This window comes from Haloterrigena alkaliphila, from assembly GCF_017352155.2.
Classification (GTDB): Archaea; Halobacteriota; Halobacteria; order Halobacteriales; family Natrialbaceae; genus Haloterrigena; species Haloterrigena alkaliphila.
The window spans coordinates 2,685,700-2,701,780 of the sequence record NZ_CP071462.1 but is presented as its reverse complement, the minus strand read 5'-3'; the positions used below and the strand labels follow the sequence as shown (position 1 = coordinate 2,701,780).

At 66.8% G+C, this 16,081-nt stretch carries 14 protein-coding genes and 2 pseudogenes; all 16 read right to left on the bottom strand.

The window, feature by feature from the left end:
• Nucleotides 1–24 precede the first annotated feature (24 nt).
• The gene (locus tag J0X25_RS31940; protein WP_207287930.1) at nt 25–432 is read right to left on the bottom strand and encodes a hypothetical protein; all 408 of its coding nucleotides are present in this window, start codon (nt 430–432) and stop codon (nt 25–27) included.
• Between the two features lie 179 nt (nt 433–611).
• Nucleotides 612–1,418, bottom strand: coding sequence for a CBS domain-containing protein (locus J0X25_RS31935; protein ID WP_207287929.1), 807 nt, complete (start codon nt 1,416–1,418; stop codon nt 612–614).
• Between the two features lie 98 nt (nt 1,419–1,516).
• A complete protein-coding gene (locus J0X25_RS31930) occupies nt 1,517–3,061 on the bottom strand; it encodes a DHH family phosphoesterase (protein ID WP_207287928.1) in 1,545 nt (514 codons plus the stop codon).
• 154 nt (nt 3,062–3,215) lie between these two features.
• A pseudogene (locus tag J0X25_RS31925) lies at nt 3,216–4,747 on the bottom strand (NADH-quinone oxidoreductase subunit N).
• On the bottom strand, nt 4,747–6,270 hold the full coding sequence (locus J0X25_RS31920; protein ID WP_207287927.1) for a complex I subunit 4 family protein: 1,524 nt from the start codon (nt 6,268–6,270) through the stop codon (nt 4,747–4,749). The pseudogene J0X25_RS31925 and the gene J0X25_RS31920 overlap by 1 nt, the downstream one beginning before the upstream one ends.
• Nucleotides 6,270–8,309, bottom strand: coding sequence for an NADH-quinone oxidoreductase subunit L (gene nuoL / locus J0X25_RS31915; RefSeq protein WP_207287926.1), 2,040 nt, complete (start codon nt 8,307–8,309; stop codon nt 6,270–6,272). The genes J0X25_RS31920 and nuoL overlap by 1 nt, the downstream gene beginning before the upstream one ends.
• Nucleotides 8,310–8,312: 3 nt before the next feature.
• A complete protein-coding gene (nuoK, locus tag J0X25_RS31910) occupies nt 8,313–8,618 on the bottom strand; it encodes an NADH-quinone oxidoreductase subunit NuoK (RefSeq protein ID WP_207287925.1) in 306 nt (101 codons plus the stop codon).
• Nucleotides 8,615–9,103, bottom strand: a complete 489-nt coding sequence (locus J0X25_RS31905; RefSeq protein ID WP_207287924.1) for a hypothetical protein — start codon at nt 9,101–9,103, stop codon at nt 8,615–8,617. Before J0X25_RS31905 ends, nuoK begins: the two co-directional genes overlap by 4 nt.
• Nucleotides 9,100–9,369, bottom strand: coding sequence for an NADH-quinone oxidoreductase subunit J (locus J0X25_RS31900; RefSeq protein ID WP_207287923.1), 270 nt, complete (start codon nt 9,367–9,369; stop codon nt 9,100–9,102). Before J0X25_RS31900 ends, J0X25_RS31905 begins: the two co-directional genes overlap by 4 nt.
• A 2-nt stretch (nt 9,370–9,371) precedes the next feature.
• Nucleotides 9,372–9,833: a NuoI/complex I 23 kDa subunit family protein gene (locus tag J0X25_RS31895; protein ID WP_207287922.1), complete on the bottom strand. Its 462-nt coding sequence runs from the start codon at nt 9,831–9,833 to the stop codon at nt 9,372–9,374.
• Nucleotides 9,830–10,918: a complex I subunit 1/NuoH family protein gene (locus J0X25_RS31890; RefSeq protein ID WP_207287921.1), complete on the bottom strand. Its 1,089-nt coding sequence runs from the start codon at nt 10,916–10,918 to the stop codon at nt 9,830–9,832. The genes J0X25_RS31895 and J0X25_RS31890 overlap by 4 nt, the downstream gene beginning before the upstream one ends.
• Nucleotides 10,919–10,920: 2 nt before the next feature.
• Nucleotides 10,921–12,585, bottom strand: coding sequence for an NADH-quinone oxidoreductase subunit D (locus tag J0X25_RS31885; RefSeq protein ID WP_207287920.1), 1,665 nt, complete (start codon nt 12,583–12,585; stop codon nt 10,921–10,923).
• Entirely contained in the window at nt 12,582–13,289 is a 708-nt protein-coding gene (locus J0X25_RS31880) for an NADH-quinone oxidoreductase subunit B (RefSeq protein WP_207287919.1), read from the bottom strand. Before J0X25_RS31880 ends, J0X25_RS31885 begins: the two co-directional genes overlap by 4 nt.
• A complete protein-coding gene (locus J0X25_RS31875) occupies nt 13,282–13,698 on the bottom strand; it encodes an NADH-quinone oxidoreductase subunit A (protein ID WP_207287918.1) in 417 nt (138 codons plus the stop codon). The genes J0X25_RS31880 and J0X25_RS31875 overlap by 8 nt, the downstream gene beginning before the upstream one ends.
• A 310-nt stretch (nt 13,699–14,008) precedes the next feature.
• The gene (locus J0X25_RS31870; RefSeq protein ID WP_207287917.1) at nt 14,009–14,641 is read right to left on the bottom strand and encodes an AIR carboxylase family protein; all 633 of its coding nucleotides are present in this window, start codon (nt 14,639–14,641) and stop codon (nt 14,009–14,011) included.
• Nucleotides 14,642–14,698: 57 nt separating this feature from the next.
• Nucleotides 14,699–15,865 (bottom strand): annotated as a pseudogene (locus tag J0X25_RS31865) (5-(carboxyamino)imidazole ribonucleotide synthase); the annotation flags it as partial.
• Nucleotides 15,866–16,081: the final 216 nt, after the last annotated feature.

Genomic DNA, 16,081 nt, shown 5'->3' with positions numbered 1-16,081 from the left:
GGAGCGTCGGCGCCGGCGGTGGGACTACCGCTCCGCCAGCCACTCCAGCGCGTCGGATTCGCTCTCGAACGTGCGGTACGTGAAGCCGGAATCGGGTTCGTTCACCATCCGTTCGATTTCCTCCATATCCAGGCGCGCGACCGCGGAGTCCGCGTGGACGCCGGCCCCCATCCCGACGCCCTGATCGATCAGCCTCGGTACCCAGGTGTCGGCGATCCAGCGCTTGTCCTCCTCCGGATGCGCCATAAACGCCTCGGCGTTCACCACGTACCGGTCGGCGTCCGCCGCCTCGAGGACCGCCGCCCACTCGTCGAGGACCTCGCGGAGTTGCTCCCCGGAGACGTACTGCGTGTACGTGAAGATCGCTACCCCCGACTCGTCGTCTCGTTCGATCGTGTAGTCGTCGCTCCGTTCGAGTACCGTCCTCGACATACGGAGGGGTTGTCGACGCCCGCTTGTAACTATTCAGGCGCGATTATCATTGCTGATAGTCGATCCGAACGCGGTCGCCTCGAGAGAAGCGAGTACGGCCCCTCGAGATCGCGGATGCGAGTTGGGCCGAGTGAGTGCCGGTCGGAACGGAGGCGAGTGCGACGCGCTCGGCGCACCCCTCATTCGTCGGTCTGCAGCCGTTTGGTCGTCTGGACGAGCGGGTGCCGGGCGTAGTCGACGACGTCGATGTCGTCGATCCGCTCGAGTTCCTCCTTTTCGGCCGTCTTGGCCATTCCGAGGTCGATCTCGCGGTCGACGACGATGACGTAGGCGTCCATCTCGTCGATCCCGAGTCGATCCGCGGCGAGGACGCGGTGGTGACCGTCGGCGAGCAACAGGGTGCCGTCGTTGTCGATGACCACCAGCGGTTCGGCCAGCCCGTGCTCGAGTTCGTAGCGCCGGCCCTCGAGTTCGTCGGCGTAGACCCGGCCCTGCGTGGGCGTCAGGTCCGCGAGCGCGACCGTCCGCCGCGCCTGATCGAGGTCGGTGTCGTGGATCTCCTCGAGCGTGCGCATCAGTTTGCCGACCTTCTCGGGCGTCGCGCGCTCGATCTGACTCCGGATGACGTCGGCGTTGGAGATGATGCCCACGAGGTTGCCGGCGTCGTCGACGACGGGCAGTTTCTGGATCCCCGAGCGGAGGATGACGCGGGCGGCCTCGGTCACCTTCATCTCGGGGTGGGCCACGAGGAGGTCCGTCGTCATCACCTTGAACAGGGGATCGTCGTCGTCGGCCAGCAGCAGGTCGCGGGCGCTGACGAACCCCTCCACGCGGCGGCGTTCGCAGACGGGAAAGCCGCTGTGCTCGTCGCTTTCGGCGATCCGGGCCGCGACCTCGCCGACGGTCTCGTCGGGGGCGACCGTCGCCACGTCGCGCGTCATGTACTCCTCGACCCGGGGTTTGGTCCTGTCCGACACGACGTCCATACGCGAGTCAACGGCCTCCGGGCGCAAAAACGTGTCTTCGCGAGGGAGTCGACGATCCGCTGCGGTCGTCACTCCGGGTCGAGTCGGACCCCCCGCCGCTACGCCGATTCCTCGCCCTCGTCCTCGGACGCGACCCGCTCGCTCGCGGGCGTGGCCTCCTCGTCGTCGACGTCGAACAGCCACTCGCTGGTCTGGGTGTAGGTGCCGACCGGGACCCCCGGACGGGTGTCGATCGCCTCGAAGAACCGGTTGGTGATGACCTCCTCGACGACGCTGACGATCGATTCCACCTCGTCCTCGTCGTCGGCACTGCCGAGGATGCCGATCTCGAGTTGCGCGCCGGCCATGTCGCCGTGGCCGCCCGCGCTGCCGATCCGGTCGAAGGCGTCCCGGAGGGCCTCCCCGAGGTCGACGTCGCTCGCCCGCGAGCGCGCCGAGAGGAACACCATCTCGTCGCGGAATCCGAACACCAGCGTCGTCTCGACCCCCTCCATCAACAGCAGTTGGTCGGCCGCCTGCGGCAATGCGTCGCGGTCGCTCATCATCCCGACGCTCGCGACGGCCACCGACTCCCGCTGGATGCGGTTCTTGATCGCCCGGGCGATCGTCTCTAAGGTCTCGCCCTCGACCGTCGGCTGTTCGATCTGGCTCATGACCGACGCGTCAACGTAGGGCCACAGGAGCGACGCGGCGTTGAAGTCCGCCGCGGAGACCTCCCGCGTGAAGTCGTTCGTGTCGATCCGGATGCCGTACAACAGCGCCGTCGCGGTCGCGCGCCGGGGCTCGAGGCCGAACCGGTGGAGGTAGTCGGTCAGGACGGTGCTGGTCGCGCCGGCGTGTTCGCGCAGGTCGACGAACTCGCCGGGCACCGGGCCGCGGGGCGGATGGTGGTCGATGACGATGTCGACGTGCAGATCCTCGGGAAGTTGATCGTTGACCCCGGGCCGGGAGTGATCGACCAGCGCGAACGCGGCGTACTCCTCGATGGAGTCCGTCGGCGAGAGGTTCCGCAGGTCGAGATCGAGCAGGTTGACCATCGCGCGGTTCTCCTGGTGGGAGATCTCGCCGAAGTAACAGGCGTCGGCGTCGACGCCCACCTCCGTGGCGATGTCGACCAGCGCGACGGCGCTGGCGATCGCGTCCGGATCGGGGTTGTCGTGCATGACGACCGCCAGCCGGCCGTCGATCCCCGCGAGTCGCTTCCGGAGCCCGATGGCGGCGTCGGCCGACGGGCTCACGATGCCGTCGAGCACGTGATCGACCATCGCCCCCCGCGCGTCGACGACGTGGTCGGCGAGCTCCTCGAACCGCGTTCTGTTGGCCTCGGTCGCGTTGCCGCCCATGTAAGCCACGATCGACGCCGTCGGGAACCGATCCCGGGCGCGCTCGAGAGCGGTCCGGTTGACGTCGGTGCGGTCGCTGGCGACGAAGATCACGTCCGGCGCGTCGAGGCTCGCGATCACCGACGGATCCGTCGGGTCCCCGAACCGGGCCGGAATGCTCTCGTCCCGGAGCGTCTCGACGATGCTCTGGTCGTCGGTCACGACGAGCAGTCGGTTGGCGTCGCCTCCGTCGCGCTCGGGCAGCTCCTCGACGACCTGCCGTCCCACCGTTCCGCACCCGAGCACGAGCCGGAAAACCATGTATCGCGCTTTGCAACCCGACGGGGAAAAACTACCGGGTCGGCTCGGCGCCGCTGCCGTCGTCCGTCAGTCTCGTACGGACCGCTGTAAGTCGTTTCCGGAGCAACCTCGATCGTCCTGTGGTTGCTCCGGTAAATCGGTACAGCAGACCGTCTCAGCCCACGATCGACGCGGCGGTCTCGAGGGCGGCGTCGACGACCGGGCCGAAGCCGGGCAGGATGACGATCGTCATCACCGCGGCCGCGACGATCGCGGCGTAGAGCCCGGTCGGCTGGCGAGTCGATCGCGGGTCATCGGCGGCTCCTCGATCCACAGCGCCTTGACCAGCCGCGAGTAGTAGTACAGCGAGAGCGCGCTGTTGACCACGAGCGCGCCGGCGACGGCCAGCATCGCCGTGTTCGCGGCTGCCGCCTCGAGCGCCCCGACGAACAGGAAGTACTTGCTGAAGAAGCCGCCGAAGGGCGGGATGCCGGCGAGGCTGAAGAGGAAGACGGCCATCGCCGCGCAGGCGACCGGCGCCTGCGTCGAGAGGCCGTTGTAGTCCTCGAAGGTGCGACCGACGCCCCAGTGTTCGGCCAGCGCGACGAACAGGAACGCGCCCGTGTTCATGAAGCCGTAGACGAGCAGGTGCATCAGCGCCGCCCCCATCACGAGTTCGCCGCCGTCGGCCGACAGGCCCGCCAACCCGATCAGGGCGTAGCCGGCGTGGCCGATCGACGAGTAAGCGAGCATCCGCTTGACGTTCTCCTGGGTCGCCGCCGCGAAGTTGCCGACCGTCATGGTAACGATCGCGAGCACGATGAACGCGACCGTCCAGTCGAAGCCGATCGCGCCGCCGATCTCCTCGAGCGGGAAGGCCACGTTGAACACGCGAAAGGCGATCACGAAGCCGGCGGCCTTCGAGGCCGAGGAGAGGAACGCGCTGATCGGCGCGGGCGCGCCCTCGTAGGCCTCGGGCGCCCAGAAGTGGAACGGGACGCTGGCGGTCTTGAACGCGATCCCCCCGAGCAGCATCAGGATGCCGAGCCCGAGGAGGCCGCCGTGGACCTCGACGTCGTCGTTCCCGATGACGTCCGCGATGGCCGCCAGGTCCAGGTAGCCGGTCGCGCCGTAGACCAGCGAGATCCCGTAGACGAAGATCGCCGACGAGAGCGCGCCGATCAGGAAGTACTTCAGGCCGGCCTCGACGCTGCCGCGGTTGTCCTTGAGGATCGCCACGAGGGCGTACGACGGTAGGCTCGTCAACTCGAGCGCGATGAAGATCGTCACGAGGCTGTCGGCGGCGGCGACCGTCGACATCCCGGTCGCGGCCAGCACGACCAGCGAGTAGTACTCGGCCTGGTAGGTGTGGCCCTCCAGGTAGTCGTAGCTGGCGACCACGACCAGCGCCGTCACGATGGCGACGACGATCATGAAGTACAGCGCCAGCTGGTCGACGACGAGGCCGTGAATCGGCTCGACCACGCCGCGACCGCCGTCGATCGTCGGTACGCCGACGCCGGCGGCGGTGTACCAGACCGCGACGGCCAGCGACGCGAGCGCGCCCGTCGCCGCGGTCCCCGCGAGCAGCGCGCGGTTCGTCGATCGCGGCGAGATGCTGTCCACGAGGAACAGCACCAGCCCGGTCAGCGCCAGGATCAACGGCGGCGCCAGCGCGGCCCACTCGGGCAGTTGGTACACCGCCATCACAGTTCACCTCCGGTCAGGATCGGATCGACTGCGTCGGTTATCATCTCGAACAACAGGTCGGGGGCGACGCCGAGGGCGATGATGATGCCCAGCAACACGAACATCGGTGCGAGGTCGTGCAGCGGCGCCGCGCCCACGTCGTAGTCGGTCTCGAGTCGGTACGGGCCGAAGATGGTCCGCTGGAGCGCGAACAGCAGGTAGCCGGCGACGAGGACGATGCCGAACATCGCCAGCGCGGTGAAGACGGGCGCGTAGGGGAAGTCCGCGCCGAACGCGCCGAAGAAGATGAAGTACTCCGCCGCGAAGCCGCTCATCAGCGGCAGCCCCATGTAGCCGAAGGCGCCGGCGACGAGGATCCCCGCCGCGACCGGCATCCGATCGGCCAGCCCCGACATGTCGCCGACGTTGCGGGTGTGGGTCGCGTTGTAGATGACGCCGACCGCCATGAACATCAGCCCCGAGATGAGGCCGTGGGAGACCATCTGGAACGTCGCGCCGCCGACCCCGAACTGGGTGTAGGCGATCAGGCCGAGGATGACGTACCCCATCGACGACACCGAGGAGTAAGCGACGATCCGCTTCAGGTCGGTCTGGGCCAGCGCCAGCATCGCGCCGTAGATGACGCTGATCACCGCGATGGCGGCGATCGGGACCGCGAACGCCTCGACTTGCTCCGGGAACATCGTGAAGTTGAACCGGAGCAGGGCGTAGGTCCCCATCTTCAGCAGGACGCCCGCCAGCAACACGGAGGCCGGCGTCGGCGCCTGCACGTGAGCGTCGGGGAGCCACGTGTGGAACGGCACCACCGGGACTTTCACGGCGAAGCCGAGGAACATCGCGACGAAGACGATCGAGGCGAGGGTGGTTCCCTCGAGGCCGAAGACCCCTTCGGGGCCGGTCTCGATCATCGCCGACGCGATCTCGGGGAGCGCGAACGACGTCACCGCGTCGCCGAGGGCGAACACGAGCGTCACGAACGCGCCGAACATCAGCAGCGACGCGACGTTCGTGTAGACGAAGAACTTGATGGCGGCGTACTTCCGGTCCGGACCGCCCCAGATCCCGATCAGCAGGTACATCGGGATCAGCACGGCCTCCCAGAAGATGAACCAGACGAAGAAGTCGAGCGCCGCGAAGACGCCGATCAGGTTCGCCTCGATGAACAGGACGAGCCCGTAGAACTGGGACTCGCGGCGGTCGATCGGCGTCCACGAACTCAGGATCGCCAGCGAACAGAGGATCGTCGTCAACACCACCAGCGGCAGGCTGATGCCGTCGAGACCGACGACCCACGAGATCGAGTACTCGCCCAGCTGAATCCACTCAACGCGGGATTCGAAGGCGAGGTCGCCGCCGAGCAGGGCGTTGCCGCTGCCGTCGAAGGCCGCGAACAGCCACAGGCTGAGCGCGGCGGGCACCAGGCTGATCGCGAAGGCCAGTTTGCCCGCGTAGCGATTCGGCACGACGAACGTGACGAGCGCGCCGACCAGTGCGACTGCGATCAGTGCTTCGATCATCATTAGAACCACCCTCCGTAGAGTCCGAGCGCCGCAAGCAGGGCGACGAATCCGGCCACCAGCAGCGCCGCGTAGTTCGTCACCAGTCCGGTCTGGATGCGTTTGACCCAGCTACTACCGAACAGGCTGCCCGTCGAGACGCCGTCGACGGCGCCGTCGACGACGGTCCGATCGAACAGATCGGCCGCTCGAGCGAGCGGCAGCGTCAGCCCCTCGGCGAGCCAGACCTGGTACTCGTCCTGGTAGTAGTTGTCCCGCAGGACGCTGTACGCGCCGCCGAGTTTCGTCGCGTGCCGTTCCGGTTCGGGCACGTTGTAGAGCGTGTGGGCCGCGAACGCGCCGGCCAGCGCCAGCCCGAGCGACAGGCCCGCGCTCAGGAGCATGGTGATAGTCTCCGAGCCGACGTAGCCCTCCTCGAAGGCGACCGTCTCGTGGTACGCGTGGTAGGTCAGCCCCTCGACGGAGCCGTACTCGCCGTCGAGCCAGTGCTCGAGGAACGCGATGTCCCACCCCGCGATGTGGGCGATCGGCGCGAGATTCACGAAGCCGGCGACGGCCGCGAGGACGCCGAGGACGACCAGCGGCGCCTTGATCGACCAGCCGACGCCGTGGGGGTCTTCCGCGGTCTCCGTCCGGGGTTCGCCGTGGAAGGTCAGGAAGACCATCCGGAACGTGTAGAAGCCGGTGAAGAAGACGGCGAGCAGCCCCATCGCGTACGCCGCGAGGATCACGGGCTGCTCGAGGCCGACGATCAGCGCGTCGAACAGCACCTCGTCTTTCGACCAGAAGCCGGAGAACGGCACGATCCCCGCGAGCGCGAGCGCGCCGGCGAGGAACGTGTAGTAGGTGACCGGCGCCTTGTCCTTCAGGCCACCCATCTCCCACATGTCCTGTTCGTGGTGCATGAGGACGATGACGGCGCCGGAGCCGAGGAACAGCAGGGCCTTGAAGAAGGCGTGGTTCATGAGGTGGAAGACCCCGGCGACGTAGCCGCCGACGCCCAGCCCCAGCATCATGTAGCCGTACTGGCTGATCGTCGAGTACGCCAGCACCTGCTTGATGTCGTCCTTGACGACGCCCATCGTGGCCGCGAACAGCGCGGTGAAGCCGCCGACGAACGCGATGATCGCGAGCGCGGTCGGGCTGAGCGCGTAGTAGCCGAACATCCGCGCCACGAGGTAGACGCCGGCCGCGACCATCGTCGCCGCGTGGATGAGCGCGGAGACGGTCGTCGGGCCTTCCATGGCGTCGGGTAGCCAGGTGTGGAAGGGGAACTGCGCGGATTTGCCCAGTACGCCGCCGAGCACGAGCAGTCCGGTGATCGTCACCCACGTCTGGGCGTCGAAGCCGAACAGCGTCGCGCCGTCGTCGATGGCCGCCTCGGCGGCGACGACGAACGAGTCCTCGCCGGCGAAGCCGACCGTGCCGAACGTCGCCGCGATGGCGACGACCCCGATCAGGAAGAAGTAGTCACCGAAGCGGGTGACCAGGAACGCCTTCTTCGCGGCCGAGGGGGCAGATTTCGTGCGGAACCAGAACCCGATCAGCAGGTACGAACAGAGGCCGACGAGTTCGAAGAACATGAACGCCATCAGCAGGTTGTCCGCGACGACGAACGCGAGCATGCTGAAGGTGAACAGACCGAGGCTGGCGTAGTACCGCGGGAGCCCGGTCTCGCCCTCGTCGTTCATGTAGCCGAGGCTGAACACGTGGACGAGGAAGGCCACGAGCGAGACGATGACCAGCATGAGCGCCGAGAGCGGGTCGATCAGCAGCCCGAAGCTGAAACTGATCCCCTCGGCGCCGGCCTCGGCCGCGGCCGAACCGGCCGTCCACTCGTAGAGCGGTTCCGAATTGTGTCTCACTTCGCCGCCCGCGACGGTGACGAGCATCCACAGCGAGAGCAGCAGGGAGCCGCCCGTCGCTATGATGCCCGCGAACGCGCCCTTCTTCGGCATGTACGTCCCGAAGACCAGGGCGACGACGAACGCCACGAGCGGGAACACCGCGATCGCCGGAGCGTATGCGAATGCGTCTGCCATTGGTTACCACCTCATCGTCGTCGGAACCGTGACGTCGACGTCACGGAAGTTGCGGTACAGCACCAGGATGATCCCGAGTCCGACGGCCACCTCGGCGGCGGCGAGCGCCATCGTGAACAGCGCGAACACCTGCCCCGTGAGGTTGCCGTGGTAGAACGCGAACGCGATCAGATTGACGTTCGCCGCGTTCAGCATGAGTTCGACGGACATCAGGAACAGCAGTGCGTTACGACGCGTCAGCACCCCGAAGAGGCCGATGCAGAACATCGCCATCGAGAGCAACACGTAGTACTCGACGGCGACCGTCATCGGTCCTCACCCCCGCTCGAGTCCGCATCGGAATCGCCAGCGGCGGTCGTCTCGGTCCCGGCCGTACCGCCGTCGGTCGCCGTCGACTCCGAGCGACCGAAGCCGCTCGAGTCGACCGCCGGACGCGCGCCCGTATCGGGGTTCTTGGAGCGCGAACTGGACAGCGGGCCGACGGGTTCGCCCTCCTCCTCGCGCTTCGCGAGGACGAGCGAGGCGTCCAGCGCCGCGTCCAGTGCGATCGCGATCAGCAGGAACGCGGCGAGGAACGGTTCGGTGGCCGACATCCCGCCGTCGGTCGACGCCAGTTCCGGCAGGTCGAACAGCGCGTAGCCGATTTCGGACGTGATCGCGATGCCGTCCGGGAAGCCGGTCATCTCGCCGAACGACGTGTTCAGGGCGATCAGCGCCATCAGCCCGAAGAGGGCGACGGCGAGCAGTCCGGGAACGAGCGTCTTGCCGAGGCGGAGTCGCGGTCCGGTCGTCACGCCTGCGTCACCCCCTCGCTATCGTCCGACTCGAGCTGGGTGAGCATGACGGCGAACGTGATGAGGACGAGCACCCCGCCGACGTAGACGAGGATCTGCATCATGGCGACGAACTCGGCCGCCAGCATCACGAAGTGCACCGCGATGCTCAGCAGCGCGACGCCGAGCATGAGCGCAGAGTGCCACGGGTCCTCTAGCAGGACCACGCCCAGCGCGCTGAGCAACGTCACGAGCGCGAACGCCGCGAACGCGATCGTCTCCAACATGGTTACTGGTAATCGACCTCCCCTTCGCCCTCGCCGATCCACGCGCCCCGGTCGGGTTCGCGCGACTCGAGCGGGTCGATGTCCTTGTACCACGGGACCGCCTTCAGCTGCTCCTTGTTGTAGACGAAGTCGTGTTTCGTGTCCGCGGTGAACTCGAAGTTCTGGGTGAGCAGGATGGCGTCGACGGGACAGACCTCCTCGCAGAGCCGGCAGTAGACGCACTGCCCGATGTGGAGGTTGTACTGTTCGCCCTCTCGCTGGTCGTTCGTGACGATCTGGATCGTGTCGTTCGGACAGACGTTCTCGCACTGGCGACACCAGATACACCGCTCCTGGCTGAACTTGTGAACGCCCCGGAACCGCGGGGAGACGTCCGGTGCGGTCTCGGGGTACTCCACCGTGAAGGTGGAGCCGTCCAGCGCGTGCTTCATCGTCGTGGCCATGGATTTCAGGATTCCGATCATGCTATCAGCCCCACAATTACCGCGGTCAGGACGAGATTGGCGAACGAAAGGACGAGCAGTCCCTTCCAGCCGATCTCGATCAGTTGGTCGATCCGGACCCGGGGCACCGCCGAGCGGAGCCACTGGGTCAGGAGGAATATCGCCCAGATCTTGATGAGGAACCAGACGATTCCCGGCAGGAGTGGTCCGGCCGGGCCGCCGAGGAAGATGGTCGCGATGATCGCGCCGCCGAGGAAGATGTGGAGGAACTCCCCGAGGTAGATCAACACGAAGTAGACCGAGGAGTACTCGGTCTGGTAGCCGGCGACGATCTCGGTCGGCGCCTCCGGCGTGTCGAAGGGGTTGCGGCCGACCTCCGCGAAGTTCGCCACCAGGAAGAGGACGAACGCGAACGGGTTGACCAGCGCGTACCACGCCGGAATCGCCACGATGCCGAGGTCGAACAGGGGCTCGGCTTGTGCCGCGACGATCTCGCTCGTCTGCAACGACCCGGCGAAGATCACGACCGACATCCCGGTGACGACCAGCGGGATCTCGTAGGCGATGTTCTGTGCCACCGCGCGGAGGCCGCCGAGCATCGAGTACTTGTTCGCGGACGCGTAGCCGGCCATCACCAGTCCGAGGCTCGCGATGCCGGCGACGGCGAAGACGTACGCCAGCCCGACTTCCGGGTCGGCGAGGTGGATCCCGCTGCCCATCGGAATGACGGCGAAGCCCAGCAGGGCCGAGCCGGCGACGACGATCGGCGCGAGGTCGTACGCCGGTCGATCGGCGTTCTCGGGAACGATCAGCTCCTTCGACAGCAGCCGAACGGCGTCTGCGACGATGATGAACAGTCCCGCTGGCCCGAGCCGGTTGACCGCGATGCGGTCCGTGAACGCGGCGGTGATCTTCCGTTTGGCCCACGGGCCGGCGACGCCGGTCATCGCGAGCATCAGGTTTCCGATGATGAACGCCGCGATGAACGTCGCGAGCAGTTCGCCCCCGACGCCGAAGCCGTCCAGTCCCGTCAGGTCGCCGATCCGCTCGGGGAGCAAGACGGTGTCGTCGCTCTGCAGCGGAACCGCGGTGAGTCCGCCGACCATACCTATCGGTCCACCTCCCCGAGCACGATGTCGAGACTACCCAGCGACGCGATCAGGTCGGGGACGTACTCTCCGTTGGACATCTCCGGCAGCGCCGAGAGGTTGTGGAAACACGGGCTACGGATCTTGAACCGTGCGGGCTTGTCAGTCCCGTCGGATCGGATGTAGATCCCGAGTTCGCCCTTCGCCCCCTCGACGGCCCGATAGACCTCCGTGTCCGCGTCCGGCTTGAGGGTGCGGGGGACGTTGGCCTGGATCTCCCGCTCGTCTTCGGGCCAGTCCTCGATGAGCTCGAGACACTGCTCGATGATCTTGGCCGACTCCTCGACCTCCTGCATCCGCACGAGGACGCGGCTGTAGTTGTCACAGCCCGGTTCGGTGACGACGTCCCACTCGAGTTCGTCGTAGTAGCCGTAGGGGTCGTCCCGTCGGAGGTCGTACTCGATCCCGGAGCCGCGAGCGACGGGGCCGGTACAGCCGTAATCCTTCGCGACCTCGGGCTCGAGGACGCCGGTGTCGTGCGTTCGAACCTGGAAGATCTCGTTGCCGGTGAGCAGGTCGTTGTACTCGTCGACCTTGGCGGGGAGTTCGTCGAGGAAGTCCCGACACTTCTCGATGAACTCCGCGCGGGGTTCGGGGAGGTCCCAGGCGACCCCGCCGAGTCGGAAGTAGTTGAACATCAGCCGCTGTCCCGTGAGGTCCTCGAGGATGTCCTGCACGACCTCCCGATCGCGCATCCCGTACTGGAAGATGGCGGTGAAGTCGCCGTAGACGTCCAGCGCGAACGTCGCCAGCGCGAGCATGTGGGAGGCGATCCGACAGAACTCGGCGCCCATGGTCCGGATCACCTGGGCGTAGTCGGGGACCTCGATGTCGGCCAGATCCTCCGCGACGCGCGCGTAGGCCCACTCGTTGAGCAGGCCCGCCGAGACGTAGTCCCAGCGGTCGGGATAGGGCATGATCTGGTGGCGGTAGGTCCCGTTCTGGCACATCTGTTCCTCGCAGCGGTGCAGGTAGCCGACGTCGGGATCGACGTCGACGACCGTCTCGCCGTCCAGCACCGTCTCGAGGTGGAGCACGCCGTGGGTCGCCGGGTGGTGGGGACCGATGTTGAGGAACATCGTGTCCGATTCGTCGTCGTGGTGGTCCGGCTGGATCGGGTTGGCGTGTTCCGTGAGGGTGACGACCTGGGGCTTCTCCTGGTCGTACTCGAGCGAGAGCGGGTGTCCCTGCCAGGTTTCGGGCAGGAGGATCCGCCGGGGATCGGGGTGGCCCTCGTAGTCGATCCCGACGAGGTCGAACGCCTCTCGCTCGTGCCAGTCGGCGGTGGAGAACACCGACGCGGCCGACTCGCTGACGGGATCGTCGATCGACGTCGGAACGACGATCGACACCTCCTGGGTCCGGTCGGCGTACTTGGTCAGGTGGTAGATCGACTCGTACCGGTCCTCGTACTGCTGGGCGGTCAGGTTCGAGAGGTGGTCGAACCCGGCCTCCTCCTTGAGGTCCGAGAGGACGTCCCGGACGTCGTCCGGCCGGACGACGAAGCCCGGCGCGTTCAGGTGATCGTCTCGCGCGAGCGCGCGATCACCGATCAGCGCTTCGAGGTCGTCCTCGGAGACCTCGACCGGTGGCCGTCGCCGTCCGCGCTCGAGTCCCGTGCTCATGGCGAATCAGCCCAGTTGTAGCGCATGACGAGGTCGTCCTCGTCGATCTCGCTCGCCAGTTTCTGGACGAGTTCGTCCTCCGGCAGGTCGCCGAACTCCTCGAGTTCGTACGGTTTGACGACGACCGGGGACGACTCGCCGTTGCGGATCCGCTCCTGGAGTTTGGCGATGCCGTAGACCAGCGCCTCGGGCCGGGGCGGACAGCCCGGGACGTGGATGTCGATCGGGATGATCTCCTCGGCACCCTTGACGACGTTGTACCCTTCCTGGAAGGGGCCGCCGGAGATCGTACACGACCCCATCCCGACGACGAACTTCGGTTCGGGCATCTGGTCGTAGACGCGTTTCATGCGGGGCCCGAACTTGGAGACGATCGTCCCGGGAACGATCATCACGTCCGCCTGTCGCGGCGAGGCGCGGGGAACGCCGGCACCGAAGCGATCGAGGTCGTGCTTGATCGCGTACGTGTGCATCATCTCGATGCTGCAACAGGCGATCCCGAACTGCAGCATGAACATCGAGTTGCCCCGGACCCAGTTCATGAACTTGTCGAACTTCGTGAGAATGAACGGCGTCGAGCCGAACGCCTCCCGAAGCTTGGAGTTGAACCGGTCGTCGGGACCCTCGCCGATCCGGGAGTCGCGAGTGTCCGTCGACGGTGCGGTGCTGTCGTGGATCGATTGCCGTGGATTGTTGCTACTCATGTCGGTCAGAGTCGGCCGCTGCCTGACGGGGTGTCTGTGCCCACTGTACTGCGCCGTTGCGCCACGCCCACGCGAGTCCGACCAGCAGGATGGCGACGAACAGCAACATCGGCCCGAGTATCTCGAGCAGGGCGATGTCGTCCGATTCGACGGCATCCAGGTACACGACCGCCCACGGGAACAGGAGGACGGTTTCGATATCGAAGACGAGGAACAGAAGTGCAACCGTGTAGTACTGGATGTTGAACCGGACTCGGGTCCCGCCGGTGGGAATCTCGCCACTCTCGTAGGTGGCGCGTTTACTCGTTTCGGGGACGGTCGGCCGCAAGAGGTACGATACCGCCATCATTCCCAGCGGTATCAGCAACCCCACGAGCGCCAGCGCCCCGATAGCGATCCAGTCGTTCATCTCCGTAACGTTCGGAGGTTCTTACCGCACGCATATAAGGGTTGATTGTTCGATTTGCGGCCGCAGACGGGCTACAGCGGCGACTTCCGGGAGATCAATCCCTCCTGAATAATCGCCTTATACGATATATGTCCGTTTCAGGAGTATCGAATTCGGTATCGCGCGATTACTACGAGCGATAAATCGCGTTACTGCGGTCCGGTCGACGGGTTGCAGTCGACGTCCCCGATATCCGCAACCGACCGAATGACCAGTTCTCGTCGCCGTGAGCCCGACGGAGCGAACGGACAGTAATCGCCCGAAGGGGGTGCTATTCGCTCGAGAACGCCGCGGTTCCCCGATCGTGAAGCCGCCGTGAAACGTCGCCGACGCCCTCGCGGAGGTCCTCGTGGTAGTCGACGAGCGCCTCGCGGACGGCCTCGTGCTGGCGCGCGAGGATCTGGGCCGCGGAGAGCGCCGCGTTGAACGACTTCCCCGCGTCGACGGCGACCAGCGGCGCCCCGGTCGGCATCCCGATGACGCTGTCGACGGACTTCTCCTGGACCGGCACGCCGATTACGGGCAGCGGGTAGGCGATCGAGGCGGTCATGTTCGGTAGATCCGCCGACTTGCCGCCCGCGCCGGCGATGATCACCTCGAGGCCCCGATCCTCGGCGGTCTCGGCGTAAGCGGTCATTAAGTCCGGCGTTCGGTGGGCCGATGTCACGTACGTCTCGAACGTGAACCGCGCTTCGGGCGGGTTCTCGTAGTCCGTCTGCTCGGCGAACCCGAGTTCGTCGACGAAGGCGTCGTAGGCCCCGCGACGGCGGCCGCCGGTCATCATTGTCTCGAGGTCGGAGTCGCTGCCCATGACGATGCCGACGTCGGGCGTCTCCTCGTCCGGGCGGTCCTGCTCGGCCTCGCGGCGAAGCCGGTCGATGAGGTCGCTAACGCTGTCGCTCATGGGTGATGATGTGCGGGCGGATGACTTGAAACGGTGGCAAACGGGACGGCCAGTAGCTCAGTTTCGGAACGTCACCGCGTCCTCGAGGTCGCGCGCGGTCTCGAGCAAGTCCTCGACGTCGGCGCCCTCGCGTTCGCCGGAGACCGTCACGTGCCCCATCTTGCGCAGCGGCCGGACCTGGCGCTTCCCGTACCAGTGGAGGTGCGCGCCCGGCGTCTCGAGGATGCGGTCGATGTCTCCCAACTCCGCGCGCTGCTCCTCGTCGACGTCGCCCAGCAGGTTCGTCAGCACGGTCGGCGAGCGCAGTTCGGTCGACCCGAGCGGCCAGCCCAACACGGCGCGGGCGTGCTGTTCGAACTGCGAGCTCTGGGCCCCCTCGATGGTCCAGTGGCCCGAATTGTGCGGGCGCGGCGCGATCTCGTTGAGCAGGATTTCCTCCTCGGGCGTTTCGAAAAGTTCGATCCCGTAGACGCCGCGGCCGTCCATCACCTCGAGGACGTCCCGAGCAACGTCGTAGGCGCGTTCCGCGGCCGCCTCGCTCGAGCGCGCGGGCACGATCGTCTCCCGAAGGATCTCGTCGACGTGGACGTTCTCCCCCAGCGGGAACGTGGCGACTTCGTCCTCGCCCTTGACCGCGATGACCGACACCTCGCGCGCGAAGTCGACGAACGACTCGACCATCGCGGGGCCGGCGACCGACTCGAGCGCCTCCTCGGCGTCGGCTTTCGACTCGACGGGGACGTTCCCCCGGCCGTCGTAGCCGCCCGTTCGCGCTTTGAGCATCACCGGCGCGCCGCAGTCGTCGATGGCGTCGCGGATATCGTCGGCGTCCGCGACCTCACGGAACGGCGGCACCGGGACGCCCGCGGCCTCGAGTTCGCGTTTCTGAACGAGCTTGTCGTGGATCGTCCGCAGCGTCGACGGCTTCGGGTGGACCGGCGTCCCCGAGTCCTCTCCGACGCGCTCGAGGACGTCCTGGTCGGCCAGTTCGATCTCGAAGGTGAGCACGTCCGCGCGCGCGGCGAGCTCGCGGATTCCGGCTTCGTCGTCGAAATCCGCGACGATCTGGTCGCGGGCGACCGGCGTCGCCGGACAGTCGGGCGTCGGATCGAGCACGACGACCTCTACCCCCAGCGGTGCGGCCGCCTCGGCGAGCATCCGTCCGAGCTGTCCCCCGCCGACGACCCCGAGCGTCGGTCCCGGCGTCTGGAGCGTTGTCATTGCGCGCCGCTTGTCTACGGCCCCGCTTAAGCGTTCTCACTTTCGCACACGATCGTGCCTACCACACGGAGTGGTCGCTCCAGATCTGATCACGTTCGAGGACACCGAACCCGATCAGGGGCGAGGACCCTCCGAGAGCGCCGGCGTCCGGTCCGGGCGAGCGCGGCGGGGTGTTCGCGGTGGTACCATCAGTATAGTCGACCGCATCGCGTCGGTGCC

Coding starts and splice junctions, on each gene's coding strand:
- J0X25_RS31940 (WP_207287930.1), bottom strand. CDS start 432: ATGTCGAGGACGGTACTCGAACGGAGCGACGACTACACGATCGAACGA.
- J0X25_RS31935 (WP_207287929.1), bottom strand. CDS start 1,418: ATGGACGTCGTGTCGGACAGGACCAAACCCCGGGTCGAGGAGTACATG.
- J0X25_RS31930 (WP_207287928.1), bottom strand. CDS start 3,061: ATGGTTTTCCGGCTCGTGCTCGGGTGCGGAACGGTGGGACGGCAGGTC.
- J0X25_RS31920 (WP_207287927.1), bottom strand. CDS start 6,270: ATGATGATCGAAGCACTGATCGCAGTCGCACTGGTCGGCGCGCTCGTC.
- nuoL (WP_207287926.1), bottom strand. CDS start 8,309: ATGGCAGACGCATTCGCATACGCTCCGGCGATCGCGGTGTTCCCGCTC.
- nuoK (WP_207287925.1), bottom strand. CDS start 8,618: ATGACGGTCGCCGTCGAGTACTACGTGTTGCTCTCGATGGCGATGTTC.
- J0X25_RS31900 (WP_207287923.1), bottom strand. CDS start 9,369: ATGTTGGAGACGATCGCGTTCGCGGCGTTCGCGCTCGTGACGTTGCTC.
- J0X25_RS31895 (WP_207287922.1), bottom strand. CDS start 9,833: ATGATCGGAATCCTGAAATCCATGGCCACGACGATGAAGCACGCGCTG.
- J0X25_RS31890 (WP_207287921.1), bottom strand. CDS start 10,918: ATGGTCGGCGGACTCACCGCGGTTCCGCTGCAGAGCGACGACACCGTC.
- J0X25_RS31885 (WP_207287920.1), bottom strand. CDS start 12,585: ATGAGCACGGGACTCGAGCGCGGACGGCGACGGCCACCGGTCGAGGTC.
- J0X25_RS31880 (WP_207287919.1), bottom strand. CDS start 13,289: ATGAGTAGCAACAATCCACGGCAATCGATCCACGACAGCACCGCACCG.
- J0X25_RS31875 (WP_207287918.1), bottom strand. CDS start 13,698: ATGAACGACTGGATCGCTATCGGGGCGCTGGCGCTCGTGGGGTTGCTG.
- J0X25_RS31870 (WP_207287917.1), bottom strand. CDS start 14,641: ATGAGCGACAGCGTTAGCGACCTCATCGACCGGCTTCGCCGCGAGGCC.